The sequence below is a fragment of the Rhodococcus sp. MTM3W5.2 genome, assembly GCF_001984015.1.
GTDB classification, from domain to species: Bacteria; Actinomycetota; Actinomycetes; order Mycobacteriales; family Mycobacteriaceae; genus Rhodococcus_G; species Rhodococcus_G oryzae.
Map to the genome: position 1 here is coordinate 5,496,792 of NZ_CP019572.1, position 13,286 is coordinate 5,510,077.

Sequence of the window (13,286 nt, forward strand, 5' to 3'; positions counted from 1 at the left end):
TGCTCCGTCTACGTCATTGAGGCACAACGCAGCCGAGGCGATCCGACCGACCCCGGCACCACCGGGCCCGATGATGAGGAGAGAACATGACCAGGACCCACACGACCGCGCTCCAGCAACCACTGCTGCGGCGAGCGGACTTCCGAGACTTCCAGCTACCCAATCGCATCGTCATGGCCCCGACCACCCGAGCTCGCGCGGCGAACGACGGGCTGGCGCCGACGGAGATGCATGCCGCCTACTACGCCCAGCGGGCAAGCGCGGGGTTGATCATCACCGAGGGGACCTGGGTCAGCGAGCAGGCGATCGGGTTCGTCAACGTGCCAGGAATCTACAGCGAGGAGCAGGTCACGGCGTGGCGTCGGGTCACCGACGTGGTGCACGCCGTCGGCGGTCGAATCCTGGTGCAACTCTGGCACAACGGTGCCGCCTCGCACCCCGACCACCTGCGCGGCGAGCTGCCCGCCGGACCATCGGCGATCAATCCGCACGAGTTGTCCTTCACCCACGACGGATTCAAGAACACGGTCACGCCGCGCGCGATGACCGTGGTGGACATCGAGAACACGATCGCGGAGTACCACCGCGCCTCGGAGAATGCCCGGCGCGCCGGGTTCGACGGGGTCGAGGTCCACGCCATCGGTTCGACGCTGGTCCCGCAGTTCCTCAACCCACGCCTCAACCGGCGCTCCGATTCCTATGGCGGCGACAGCGCGCGGAGGCGGCGCCTGCTGCTCGAGATCCTCGATGCGGTCGCGGAGCCGTGGGACGGACGATGCGTCGGGGTCCGCCTGTCGCCCTACTGGACAGCTGGCGACCGTTTCGTCGCCGACGATCAGGAACTCGCCGACTACGACGAGCTCGTGGCCGCCCTCGCCGACCACCCCGTGGCGTACCTGCACCTGCGCGGACGAAACCCCGCCGCGCCGGGCGCCACGCCCGACTTCGACGCGATCGCCCGCTACCGACGCCAGTTCGACGGCCCACTCATCGCGAACAACGGGTTCGATCGCGAATCCGGGAACGCCCTCGTCGACGCGGGTATCGCCGACGCCGTGTCGTTCGCCACGCACTTCATCGCCAACCCCGACCTCGTCAGCCGGTTCGCGCTTGACCACGATCTGGCCACGGGCGATACCGCCACCTATTACTCCGGCGACGCAGGCGGCTACGTGGACTACCCGATCAGCGGTTGCGCGGGAGGCGTTGCCTGACACCGACGGGCGGCTATTCCCCGTCGTACGCGCGTCGCAGTTCGTTCACGTCGAGCTTCTTCATCTGCATCATCGCCTGCATGGCTCGCTGCGCCTTCTCGGGATCGCCGGTCACCATCATCTCGTCGAATCCCGGGGCACGATCTGCCAGGACAGTCCGTACTTGTCCTTGAGCCAGCCGCACTGCACTTCCTGCCCGCCGTCCGCGGTCAGCTTGGCCCAGTACTCGTCGACCTCCTCCTGTGAATCACAGTCGACGAGCAGGGAGACCGCCTCGGTGAAGGTGAACTGCGGTCCACCGTTGATCGCGTTGATGCGGTGCCCGTTCAGCTCGAAGTCCACGGTCATCACGCTGCCCTCCGGGCCCGGCGCTCCGGCCGGGTACCGGGCGATCGTCAGGATTTTCGAGTTCTTGAAGATCGACACGTAGTAGTTCGCGGCCTCCTCGGCCTGATCGTCGAACCAGAGTGAGGGATAGATCTGCATCGTTGCCTCCCGGGTCGTGGTTTTCCACTCTCACATGTTGTGACCCGGGAGGCAGCCGAAACTCATCGCGGTCGGGTCAGCTCCCCGTGCCGGGAAGCTTGGCCGTGAGGACACTGGCATCGAGCACCTGCGCGCCGGTGGTCTTGGTCCAGACGATGGCCCCGTGCGTGTACATCCGGAACCGGCCCGCCTCATCGGGCATCGCCAACTCCGGACCGACAGGGGCCCCGAGCACGCCCAGATGCCCACCGAGCTCCGCGTACTTGCGCTCGATGTCGGTCGGCTCGACGGCCCCGGTCGGGTCGGCGTTGTCGACGCCAGGCGCCGCAAGAGCGGAGGCCGGCGGCGGCGCGGCGGGACCGACGCCCTCGGTGATGGTGAACCAGTCGGACTTCAGCCCCAGCTTGGTGCGCGCCTCGTCGCCGGTCACCTCCTTGGTGCCGGTCGAACCCGCCACCCGCAGCCCGGTGACCCGTCCGCCGTCGGGACCGAGGTTGTTACGCGAGGTGACCTCGATCGAATGCAGCTCACCGACGCCGAACGCGGTGGCGATCTCGCCCGCGGTCAGGGTCTGCGTCCACTTGTGGTTGGGCGATTCGGTGTCGCCCAGGTCCTCGACGGCCCCGAACGCGCCGCCGGCGCTGTACCCGCCGGTCGACGCCGAGAACTCCGCGGAGACCGGCTTGCCCTCCTTCATCAGCACCTTGCCCGCGGTGGAGCGGACGGCCTCGGTGGTCTTCGGATTCTCCTTCGAGGAGCCGCCGTACACCTGGCAGTCCTGCGTGTCGCAGGTCTCCGCGTAGGCGTACCGGCTCTCGGCCGCCGCGTAGGACCGGGCCGCGACAGCCTGCGCTCGCAGCGCCTCCGCACCGCCGGTGTCGGCCCATTCGGCCCTCGACTCCGCCGGCACCACGCCGAGCAGATAGTCCTCCATACCGACGTGGTTGACGACCCGGGGCGCGTCACCCTCGAGCGCGACGCCGAGCGAGCCGCGGAACGGCGCGCCGCCACCGCACAGCTTCAGGTGTTCGTTCGCCGGCCGGTCCGGGCCGAGATCGACGGGGTCCACCCAGGGGTGCGCGGTGGACTCCTGCCACAGCACCTCGCCGTCGCAGCCCCTGGTGACGACCACCGTCGCGCCGCCGCCGGGAGAGGCGGTGAGATGCACGGCCTCCCCTGGCGCCACGGTCCGGCCCGCCACCCCCATCGGCGAATCCGAGAACACGTCGAGTCCCTTACCGTCCAGGCCCATGAGCCGGACGCCGATCGCCTTGTCCCCCAACGCTTCGAGTGTGGTTCCGCCGTAGTAGTAGCCGAGGATGCGTTCGGCGGTCCAGCCCTGCTTGGCGTAGCCGTACGCGCCCCACTGCCCCATCCCCCTGCCGTGACCGTGGCCGTAGCCGGTCAGTGTGTACGGGGCGTCGGCGGCGACGGTCTCGGCGACATCCGGGCCGGCCGATCTGGTCGCGACCACCACGCCGACGGTGCCGCCGACCAGGAGTGCGGGCGCCAGCCCCAGGATCGCGGCCCGCATCGCGAACGGTGTCCAGCCGCCCCGCATCGGTCGACCGACGACAAACTTCTTCCTTCGGGTCCTCGCCATACCCTGATCTCCTCATCGACGGAGTTGATCGTCAGCGCGCGACATACGGGATGACGCGCGGTGGCGCGTACGTGCCGATCTCGAAAGCCTCAAGTTAAGGTTGAGCGTTGGAAAGTTTGTGACTAGTGTGGCAAGAGTGACTAGCGATGGCAACAACCGTCACACCTGTAACACCAGTTGCTGACACCGACACCCGCGAACCACAACTGAGGGAGTCCCTTTTGCCTTACCGCCGACCAAAGCCGTCAATCGTTCTGGGCACGGTTGCCGCCTTGGCGATCGCGAGCCCGCTCGCGGTCTGGGGCGTCACCAGCGCCACCGGCGTCCGCTCCACCACCACCTCTGCGCCGTCGGCGGTCCCGACCCAGATCGCCGAGGTGGTCCTCGCGCAGGTTCCCGACATCGTGATTCCGCTCAAGGACATCACCGGACTCGACCTACCCGACCTCCACCTGTCCGACCTGAAGAAGATCCCGATCCCGGCCAACCTCCCGACCGAGATCCCGCTGCCGCAGAACCTGCCGCTGCCCCCCGGGATCTCGCTGCCGCCGTCGATCCAGATCCCGCAGCTGACCGCGCCCGGCGACATCGCAGGCGGCGCACCGGCCCCCGCGCCGGCACCGGCACCCGAGCCAGCACCGGCTCCCGCCGCGAGCCCCGAGGAGCAGTTCGGCACCGCGGTCAAGGAGATCACCCGCGACACCCCGTTCAGCATGATCGCGCTGACCTCGGAACTCGGTGCCACCGCCGCCAAGGTCCGCGCCAAGCTCGCCGACGGCTCGTGGGGTCCCTGGTTCGCCACCGAAAAGGTCGACTCCCGCAAGGACGACAAGACCACGGGCGGCAAGACCGGCACCGAGCCGGTGTTCGTCGGTGCCACCAAGGCCGTCCAGGTGCTGGTCACCAAGGTCGAGCAGGCCGCGGCGGCGCTGCCTGCGTCGGGAACAGCCGAGGCTCCCGCAGCTCCGGCACCGGCGCTGCCGAACCAGCTCGCCCCTGCCGATCCCGCGCAGCTGCCGATGGGCTTCGCGCCCGCCGCGCTGTCGAGCCCACTGCGCGGCCAGGAACCCGCGCCGCAGCCGGAGGCACCGCAGCAGGCGCCCGCACCGCAGCAGGCCGCCGCACAGCAGGCGAACTCCGTGCAGCAGCTCGCCGAGGCGGTCACGGCCGTGCTCATCGAGCCCGGCACCTCGGCATCGGACAGCACACTCGGCGACATCGCGACTCCCCTTGGCAGTACTTCCGGCCCCAAGGTGATCACCCGCGCGCAGTGGGGCGCCGACGAGTCCATCCGCTGCCAGGAGCCGGTGTACGACGATTCCCTCGGCGGCGCGACGGTGCACCACACCGCGGGTAGTAACGACTACTCCAAGTCGGAGTCGGTCGAGATCGTCCGCGCGATCTACGCGTACCACGCCTCCACGCTCGGCTGGTGCGACGTCGGCTACAACGTGCTGGTCGACAAGTACGGCCAGATCTTCGAGGGCCGCGCGGGCGGTCTGGACCGCAACGTCCAGGGCGCACACGCGGGCGGGTTCAACGAGAACACCATGGGCATCGCGATGATGGGCGACTTCTCCACGGTGACCCCGCCGCAGGAGACCGTCAACGCGGTCGGCAAGTTCCTCGGCTGGCGACTCGCAAAGGCGGGCCTGGATCCCAAGGGCCGCACCACGATGTACTCCGAGGGCACCGAGTTCACGCCGTACGCCCAGGGCGAGGCCGTAGACCTGCCGATCATCTTCGCGCACCGCGACGTGGGCAACACCAGCTGCCCCGGCGACGCCGGCTACGCCAAGCTCGGCCAGATCCGCGACATCGCGGCGGCGAACCTGGGCGGCGGTTCGTCGTCCGGCGTGCTCGCCGCGGCACCGAACAACCCGCCAACCGACAACGCGAGCCCGGGCGTCGCCCCTGACGCTGCCGCAGCAGGCACCGGTTCGACGGCGGGCGCCATCGGCGCACTGGTCGGCGAGCTGCTCCGGCTGACCGACCCCTCCCCCATCGCACAGAAGTGGATCGCGGAGGGCGGCGACACCGGACGCCTCGGGAACTCGCTGTCCGGCGAGATCCCGGTCAAGGGCGGCAACAAGGTCGTGAAGTTCACCAACGGCGCCATCGCCACCTCCCCGAACGGTGGGGTGTGGACGGTGCTCGGCAAGATCTTCGAGACCTGGCAGACCTCCGGCCTCGACTCCGGTTCGCTCGGCCTGCCGACCAGCGATGAGTACACGGTGCCGGATGGCAAGCGCACCGACTTCGAGGGCGGATCGTTGATCTTCAACGAGGTCACCGGCATCGTCACCACGATCCTCAAGACCTACAACGACGCCTACGCGAAGGCCTATCAGGAGGGCGCGGCCGCGACCCCCGCAGCCGCACCCGTCGCCGAGGCGGCACCCGCTCCTGTGGCGCCTCCCGCTCCGCCCGCGGCTGCCGAACCGGCACCCGCGCCCGTCGGCTGACCGCAAGCACAGCAACGAGAACATCGGCCCCGCATCGGTTTCCCCGATGCGGGGCCGATCCCGTCGCCACGCCACCCGCCGGGGTGTGGCTGGCCACACCCCCGAATCGCCTGGCAACACCCTCGAACGCTCGTCGGGCATCGGGAAACATGGTTCCCATGACGACGACCACTCCCCGTCCACCCGCGCTCCGCGAGTTCCTCCGCGCCCCGATCGCGGCGCAGACCTGGCGCGAGGGCGGATACCTGGCGGTGACCGCCGTGCTGGCACTTGCCGGCATCACGTATCTCTTCCTTGGCGCCATGTTCGGGGGCGTACTCGTGATCACCCTGATCGGCATCCCCCTGCTGGCGGCGATGATCGTGGGGGCCAGGGGGTTCGGCCACGCCTATCGCACCCTCTCCGCGTCGATGCTCCGCTCGCCGGTGGTGGATCCGCCACCGTTCTCCCCTCGCCCGGGTGCGCTCGGGTTCATCTGGTCCGGACTCATCGACCGAACGGGATGGCGCGTCATCGCGTTCATGCTGATCAAGACTGTGCTCGCAATCGCCGCCGTGTGGGGCGCCCTGCTCTTCGTGGTCGTCTCGTTGGGCTTTGCGGTCTCGCCGCTCCTGTGGTGGCTGATCGAGCCCACGAACTACGACGAGAACGGCGTCGCCCGGCGTTCGCTCATCCAGTTCGGCGATGTGTACCTCGACACCTGGGCGCAGATGCTGGTGCTGTCGACGGCAGGCATCGTGGGCCTGTTCCTGGCGCCCTGGCCGATCCGCGCGCTCGCCGCGCTGGACCGGATGCTGATCCGGGCCCTTCTCGGGCCCGCGGCTCGCGACGTTCGCGTCGAGGAGCTCGAGCGCACCCGCACCGAGGCGGTCGAGGACTCGGCCACGAGGCTGCGACGGGTGGAGCGCGACCTGCACGACGGCACCCAGGCCCGACTGGTGGCGATGGCGATGACCCTCGGCCGCGCGGAGGAGCGGATCGCGGCGGGCGAGGACCCCTCGGAGCTGGTGCACAGCGCGCATTCCGCCGCCAAGGAGGCGCTGACCGAGCTACGGGAAATGGTGCGGGGCATCCATCCGCCCGCCCTCGACCTCGGCCTTGCTCCCGCGCTGCAGACGCTGGCCGCCCGCAGCGTCGTGCCGGTGGACCTCGCGGTGTCGGTGGATCCGCGGCCGACGCCAGGCACCGAGACGATCGCCTACTTCTCCGTTGCCGAGCTGCTCACCAACGTCGCTCGACATTCCGGGGCCACCCGCGCATGGGTGTCTGCGATGTCCGATGGTGATGGACTGTCGGTGTCGGTGCGGGACAACGGCATCGGCGGGGCGATCATCGGCGCCGGCAGCGGGCTCGCCGGGCTCGCTGCCCGGGCCGGTACCGTGGACGGATCGCTGCACGTGGACAGCCCTGTCGGGGGTCCTACGGTGGTGACCCTTTCGTTGCCGGTCGACGGGACACACTGATGCGGATCGTGATCGCCGAGGACAACGCCATCCTCCGAGATGGTCTGGCGCAGTTGCTGATCGAACGTGGACACGAGGTCGTGGCCATCGTCGGCGACGCGACCTCGCTGGGGGCGGCCGTCGCCGAGCACCTCCCGGATGTCGCGGTCGTCGACATCCGGATGCCGCCCACCTTCACCGACGAAGGCCTGGTCGAGGCGGTGGCCCTGCGCCGCAGGTTCCCCGACGTCGGGGTTCTCGTGTTCTCCCAGTGGGTCGAGACGCGGTATGCCGCTGAGCTTCTCGCCGGCCAGGCCGCGGGTGTCGGCTATCTGCTCAAGGACAGGGTCGCGGACGTCGGCGAGTTCGTCGACGCCCTGCAGCGGGTGGCCGCGGGCGGGACCGCCCTCGATCCGGAGGTGGTGACCCAGTTGATCGGCTCGAGTCGCAAGGCCCAGGCCCTCGACGCCCTCACCCCACGCGAGCGGGAGGTACTCGGACTGATGGCGCAGGGGCTGTCCAACGCCGCCCTGGCCGCCTCGTTGCACGTGACCGAGCGTGCCGTCGAGAAGCACATCGGCAACATCTTCACCAAGCTGGACCTGCCGCCGTCGGACGGCCACCACCGACGGGTGCTCGCCGTGTTGCGCTACCTGGAGTGAGATCGCCCTGGCGTCAGTCGCTCTCAGCGCATCAGCCGGACCAGCTGTCCCCACAGCCCGTCGAGAGCGCCTGCATCGTTGCGCAGCTTCGCGAACAGCACGGCGCCCTCGAGCTGGGCGAGCATGGCGGCCGCCAGCTCCCCGCTCGAGCCGTCGGGCGTGAGGCTGCCGTCCGCGACAGCCTCGTCGAGCACGGCGGCCACCAGCGCGGCCTGCTCGTCGAAGATCGTCTCCAGGTCCGCCCGGATGGTCGCGTCCTGCGTCGACAGCTCGAGTGACAGGTTGGCGAACAGGCAGCCGTTGATCGCCCCGTCCGCCTGCTCCGCGCGCAGGCCCTGGACCTGCATCGCGAAGAGCGCCTCCAGCCGCTCGAGGGCGGGCTCGTCGCCGGAGAGCACCGCCACCCACCTGGCGCGCTGGGTCTGCCAGTGTTCCCGGATCACCTCACGGGTGAGGACCTGCTTGGACTCGAAGTAGTGATAGAAGCTGCCCTTGCGCACGTCGGCCACGGCGCACACCTCGGCCACGCCGACCCCCGCATATCCGCGGTCCCGGATCAGCCCGCAGGCGGCGTCGAGCATGCGTTCACGAGCGTCGCTGGTTCGTCCCACCCGGTCACAATACAACCGGTCAACTATTGTCCGATTGACGTTTAGTTGACCGGTCGTCTAGTTTCGAGCTCGGGCCGAAACCGACTCGGCCGGACAAGGAGCGCCATCGCCATGGCCGACTGGACAGACACACGCTTCACCAGGGAATTCGGTGTTCAGTACCCGATCGTGCAGGGCCCGTTCGGGGCGGGATCTCGCGCGTCGAGCTCACCGCCGCCGTCTCCGACGCGGGCGGACTCGGCTCGTTCGGCGCCCATCACCTCCACCCCACCGAACTCGACGCCACCCTCACCCGGCTGAGCGCCGCGACCGACCGGCCCTTCGCGGTGAACCTGTGGGTGCCGCTGCCCGGTGAGCCGAGAACTCTCGATCCTCTGACGCACGCAGGCCAGTCCGACGCGCTGGCACCGTGGTTCCGCCGCGCCCGGATCGAGCCCCCCGCCTACCGGGCGCCCGCGCCGCCCGACTTCGAGGCTCAGGTCGAGGTCCTCCTGGAGCGCCGGCCTGCGGTGTTCAGTTTCGTATTCGGGATCCCGGAACCGGGCATCCTCGCCGAGTGCCGCCGTCGCGGTATCCGAACCCTCGGCGCTGCCACGCATCTCGACGAGGGCTTGGCGCTGCGCGACGCGGGCATCGACGCCGTCGTCGCGTCCGGCTACGAGGCGGGCGGGCATCGACCGGCATTCCTGCGGCCGGCCGAGGACTCCATCGCCACCGGCCCGCTCACCGCCCAACTGTCCGCCGCGCTCGACATCCCGGTGATCGCGGCGGGCGGTATCGCTGACGGACGCGGCGTCGCCTCCGCGCTGATGCTGGGCGCCGACGCCGTTCAGGTCGGAACCGCTTTCCTGGCCACCGACCAGTCCGGCGCCCCGGACGCGCACAAGCAGATGCTCCGCTCGCCCCGGGCCCGGTACACCGCACTGACCACGGCGTTCTCCGGGCGGCTCGCGCGTGGCATCCGCAACGAGTTCCTCGATGAGCACGCGAACGCGGACCTCCCCCCGTACCCGCAGCAACTGTGGCTCACCGCCCCCATCAAGGCGGCGGCCGCGCACAGCGGGGACGCCGAGCTGCTCGCGCTGTGGTCCGGCCAGGGCGCACCGCTGCTGACCGAACGACACGACGCCACAGAGGTTTTCGACCACCTGGTCACCGGCACCACCCGCACGCTCCGCTCCTTCGATCGCTCCACCCAGGAATAGACGCCTCAGGATGACGCTCCGTAGCAGGTGGCGATCGCGGCGGCGCGGTTGCGCAGGGAGTCGCGCAACCACTGCGGGGCAAGGGCTTCCGCGTCCGTGGCAAGCTGCCACAGCGCCCATTCGGCGTGTCGCGGATCTTGGAAGGTCACCTCCAGCCGCAGCCACCCGTGTGCGTCGGGTTCCTCGGCACGGACGGCCAGCGCGGTGTCCAGCAGGACCTCCCGCCGCGCCGGGTTCACCCGTACCAGTACGGCGACTTGGTCGCCGCCGGCGCGAAACCGGGTGCTGCGCTCCCGCCAGGCGCGGTCCAGATCGACCCGGTCCGGTCGCTGTGCCGGTTCCTGGAGTTCCTCGGCTGCCACCACCCGCGACAGCCGGTAGGTGCGGTCCGCGCCAGATCTCGTGGCCAGCAGGTAGCCCCGGTCGCGCACGGTGACCAGGCCGATCGGGTCCACGGTGCGCCACTGCGGGGTCTGGTCGATCGCCGCGTAGTGGATGCGCAGCTTGTTTCCGGCGAACACCGCGCGCCGGATCTCTGCCAATACGGTGCCGGGCACCTCCTCGGCGTCCAGCCGACGCGACAACAGATCGGTCTCCGGGTCGATGAGCAATCGCTCGGCCACGTCGGCCGCGGTGTCCCGATAGCTTTCGGGTAGCGCGTCAACCACTTTGAGCATCGCCGCGGCAAGCGCCGAGTCGAGGCCGAATGCCTGCGCGCCGCGCCGCGATCCGGCGACCAGCAGGGCAAGCGCCTCGTCGTGGTTCAGCCCGGTGAGCTCGGTCCGAAACCCGGGCAACAACGCGAAACCGCCGTGCCTGCCGCGTTCGGCGAAGACCGGGACGCCGGCCACGGACAGCGCCTCGATGTCGCGCAACACGGTGCGGGTGGACACCTCCAGCTCGTCGGCCAGCTCGGCCGCAGTCAGCTGACCGCGCTGGCGCAGCAGCAGCACCAGCGACACCAACCGGTCTGCGCGCACACGAAAACACTACCGAATACATGACACAGGATGTCGTGATTCGTTGGGAGGCTTGCCACTACGGCGTCGCAGACAGCCGCTACAAGGGCCGATGGACGTACGTACACCAACAAACGAATGGAGCTGATGTGGCAGTGGAACGAACGGCAGTCAACCCGGTGACATGGTCGGTGGAGATGGGGTTCAACCAGGGTGAGCTCGTCTCCGGGCACACCCGGACCCTGTATTGCTCCGGGCAGACCGCGATGAGCGGCGACGGCAAGCCCCAGCATGACGGTGACATGGAGAAGCAGCTGGCGCTGAGCCTCGAGAACCTGGAGGCCGTGCTCGGAGAGGCGGGCATGTCCCTCGCGAACCTCGTCCGGCTCAACGTCTACACCACCGACGTCGATCTGCTGTTCCAGCACTACGGCGTGCTGGCGTCGCGGCTGGGCGCTTCCGGGGTGGCACCGGCCACCACGATGCTCGGGGTCACCCGGCTGGCGATCCCCGGCCAGATGGTCGAGCTCGAGGGAACCGCCGTCGAGTGATGCCACCTCGCCGCCTCCGGTGGGGCTACCGGAGGCGGCGGGAAGCAAGGAATGGGGTGCTTACAGCTAGCCCCACCAGCGCTCGAGGACCCGCGCCACGCCGTCCGCCGAATTCGACGTGGTGACCTCGTCCGCAGCGGTGATCGCGTCGAGGTGTGCGTTCTCCATGGCGACCCCGTGCCTGGCCAGGGTGAGCATGGGCACGTCGTTGGGCATGTCACCGAACGCGACTATGCCGGACACCGGGATGCCCAGCTGCTCGGCGACCACCGTGAGCCCGGACGCCTTGGTGATCCCGGGGGCGGAGACCTCGATCAGACCTTTGTCGGTCGAATACGTCAGGTCCGCGCTGGCGCCGATCAGCGGGGCGAGGGCGGCTGCCATCGCGGCGCTGCTGGTGCCGGGCAACCGGATCAGCAGCTTGACGGCGGGGTGAGCCAGCACCTCGTCCCCTGACATCTCGGTGTTGTCCGGGTTCAACCAGGCATGCTCGTAGCCCGGCGAGCTGACGAACTGCGGGGTGGCGGCGTCGTGGGCGCTGGCCCCGACCCTCTCCGCGGCGAGGCCGCAGCCGGGCAGGGCGCTCATCGCCAGATCTGCCAGCCAGCCCAGCTCATCGGTGGACAGCGTCACGGCGCTGAGCACCCGGTCGGCGTTGCTGTCGTAGACCACCGCACCGTTCGCGCAGACGGCCAGCGGCGCGAACCCGAGCTCGTCGACCACCGGCGCGATCCACCGCGGCGGGCGCCCGGTGGACAGCACGAAGGGCGTCCCGTCGGCTACCGCTGCCTGGACGGCGGCCCTGGTCCGGGCGCTGACCTTCTCGTCGTCGTCGATCAGGGTGCCGTCGACGTCGCTGGCGATCAGCAGGGGCTTGGTGTGTCGGTTGTCCTGCATCGAACCCATCATGCCGGAACCACTCGACGTCCCCGACGCAGCGGACCGCGGCGGTCGCGGCGACGAGACGACGTCGAGCAGGTGCAACGCGTTTCACCCATGGCGGGATCCTCAACGCCGCGACCCCTCGCCACGCTGGGCTGATCGCAGTTTCAACGATTCGATGCCTATGCGAACGAGTTCTCCTCTATGGTCCAGGTCACAGAATCTCTTTACTTCTGTACAACTAACTGTTTCCGAAGTCAGTAAGGAGCAATGCATGTCCTTCACGCACGTTCGCCGGGGTGCGGTCCCCGTGGTCGCCGCCGCGGCGGTGGCCGCGGGCAGCCTGCTGATGGCGTCGCCCGCATCCGCCGCGCCCACCTCGATCGAGTTCCAGGGTGCCTGCCAGGCGAGGGCGATCCTCACCCAGCACATGTCGCAGCCGCTGGGCATGACGATCGATGCCCCTGGCTCCGTGAAGGTCGGCGAACAGTTCACCTACCGCCTGCAACCGACGGTGAGCTCCCTGCCGGACAAGGAGTCCATCGCCACCACCACCGACATCCAGCGGCTCAAGATCGACTGGGAGCTCCCGGAGAACACCGAGTTCGTCGGGGCAACGGTCGTTGCGGGCACCGGCAAGGGCCTGACCGGCGTCGCACCCTCGGTCATCCGCGTCAACGACGCGGGCGAGCCCGACGCGGCAGGCACCATCCTGCGGCTGTCCGGCGACAACGAGACCGTCGGCAACGGCCCGAAGTCCAGCCTGAACACCCCGGGCGGCATCGCGGTGGCGAAGACGAAGACCGACATGGACGGCAACCCCACCGCCGACGGTTCCACCAAGTTCCAGCTGCCCGCCGTCGAGGTCACGGTCAAGGCCGTCGCCGAGGGCGTCGTCACTCCCAAGGTGCGGGTCGCGGGCGAGGCCGCGAACTACAACAGCGAGAAGAACTACGACACCTTCCTGGCCCGGGCGTTCGCGCTCGGCTCGAACCAGAACGCTCCGACCTTCTGCACCCCGAAGGACGGCACCCGGCCCGCCAACGACGCGCCGGTGAACGCGGGCGGCAGGGCACTCGCGACCATCCAGGTCGGCGCGGGCGGACCGGTCGACCCGGGCCCCGACCCGGATCCGGGCACAGGAACCGGATCCGTCGACCTCGGTTCGGTCGGGTCCATCTTCGGATCCTGACCTGACAGGGTCCT

11 protein-coding genes and 1 pseudogene are annotated in these 13,286 nt (G+C 69.5%); 7 read left to right on the forward strand and 5 right to left on the reverse strand.

All coding sequences use genetic code 11. The features are described 5' to 3' along the window. Window positions 1-86 precede the first annotated feature (86 nt). Window positions 87-1,214, forward strand: coding sequence for an alkene reductase (locus tag BTZ20_RS25165; protein WP_077043230.1), 1,128 nt, complete (start codon window positions 87-89; stop codon window positions 1,212-1,214). A gap of 13 nt (window positions 1,215-1,227) precedes the next feature. Here BTZ20_RS25165 and BTZ20_RS25170 read toward each other — a convergent pair. Further along, a pseudogene (locus BTZ20_RS25170) lies at window positions 1,228-1,700 on the reverse strand (VOC family protein). 76 nt (window positions 1,701-1,776) lie between these two features. Beyond that, the gene (locus tag BTZ20_RS25175; protein WP_077043231.1) at window positions 1,777-3,303 is read right to left on the reverse strand and encodes a SpoIID/LytB domain-containing protein; all 1,527 of its coding nucleotides are present in this window, start codon (window positions 3,301-3,303) and stop codon (window positions 1,777-1,779) included. Between the two features lie 221 nt (window positions 3,304-3,524). On the opposite strand from BTZ20_RS25175, the gene BTZ20_RS25180 reads away from it, so the two are divergent. The 3 genes from BTZ20_RS25180 (at window position 3,525) to BTZ20_RS25190 (ending at window position 7,872) form a co-directional block, all read left to right on the forward strand. Beyond that, the gene (locus tag BTZ20_RS25180; RefSeq protein ID WP_077043232.1) at window positions 3,525-5,768 is read left to right on the forward strand and encodes an N-acetylmuramoyl-L-alanine amidase; all 2,244 of its coding nucleotides are present in this window, start codon (window positions 3,525-3,527) and stop codon (window positions 5,766-5,768) included. 158 nt (window positions 5,769-5,926) lie between these two features. Then, on the forward strand, window positions 5,927-7,231 hold the full coding sequence (locus BTZ20_RS25185; protein ID WP_189636551.1) for a sensor histidine kinase: 1,305 nt from the start codon (window positions 5,927-5,929) through the stop codon (window positions 7,229-7,231). Continuing rightward, window positions 7,231-7,872: a LuxR C-terminal-related transcriptional regulator gene (locus BTZ20_RS25190; protein ID WP_077043234.1), complete on the forward strand. Its 642-nt coding sequence runs from the start codon at window positions 7,231-7,233 to the stop codon at window positions 7,870-7,872. The genes BTZ20_RS25185 and BTZ20_RS25190 overlap by 1 nt, the downstream gene beginning before the upstream one ends. Window positions 7,873-7,895: 23 nt before the next feature. On the opposite strand, the gene BTZ20_RS25195 is transcribed toward BTZ20_RS25190, so the two are convergent. Next, on the reverse strand, window positions 7,896-8,483 hold the full coding sequence (locus tag BTZ20_RS25195) for a TetR/AcrR family transcriptional regulator (protein WP_077043235.1): 588 nt from the start codon (window positions 8,481-8,483) through the stop codon (window positions 7,896-7,898). A 191-nt stretch (window positions 8,484-8,674) separates the two neighbouring features. Here BTZ20_RS25195 and BTZ20_RS25200 point away from each other — a divergent pair, with 191 nt between their 5' ends. Next, a complete protein-coding gene (locus BTZ20_RS25200; protein ID WP_223263855.1) occupies window positions 8,675-9,688 on the forward strand; it encodes an NAD(P)H-dependent flavin oxidoreductase in 1,014 nt (337 codons plus the stop codon). A gap of 5 nt (window positions 9,689-9,693) precedes the next feature. Here BTZ20_RS25200 and BTZ20_RS25205 read toward each other — a convergent pair whose 3' ends face one another. Then, window positions 9,694-10,668 carry a helix-turn-helix transcriptional regulator gene (locus BTZ20_RS25205; RefSeq protein WP_077043236.1) on the reverse strand — a complete coding sequence of 325 codons (975 nt, stop codon included), beginning with the start codon at window positions 10,666-10,668 and terminating at the stop codon, window positions 9,694-9,696. A gap of 134 nt (window positions 10,669-10,802) precedes the next feature. Between BTZ20_RS25205 and BTZ20_RS25210 the strand changes: the two genes are divergently transcribed. Then, window positions 10,803-11,198, forward strand: a complete 396-nt coding sequence (locus tag BTZ20_RS25210) for a RidA family protein (RefSeq protein WP_077043237.1) — start codon at window positions 10,803-10,805, stop codon at window positions 11,196-11,198. 66 nt (window positions 11,199-11,264) lie between these two features. Here the strand turns inward: BTZ20_RS25210 and BTZ20_RS25215 are convergent, their stop codons facing one another. Further along, a complete protein-coding gene (locus BTZ20_RS25215; RefSeq protein WP_077043996.1) occupies window positions 11,265-12,095 on the reverse strand; it encodes a Cof-type HAD-IIB family hydrolase in 831 nt (276 codons plus the stop codon). A 259-nt stretch (window positions 12,096-12,354) separates the two neighbouring features. On the opposite strand from BTZ20_RS25215, the gene BTZ20_RS25220 reads away from it, so the two are divergent. Then, a complete protein-coding gene (locus BTZ20_RS25220; RefSeq protein WP_077043238.1) occupies window positions 12,355-13,272 on the forward strand; it encodes a hypothetical protein in 918 nt (305 codons plus the stop codon). Window positions 13,273-13,286 lie beyond the last annotated feature (14 nt).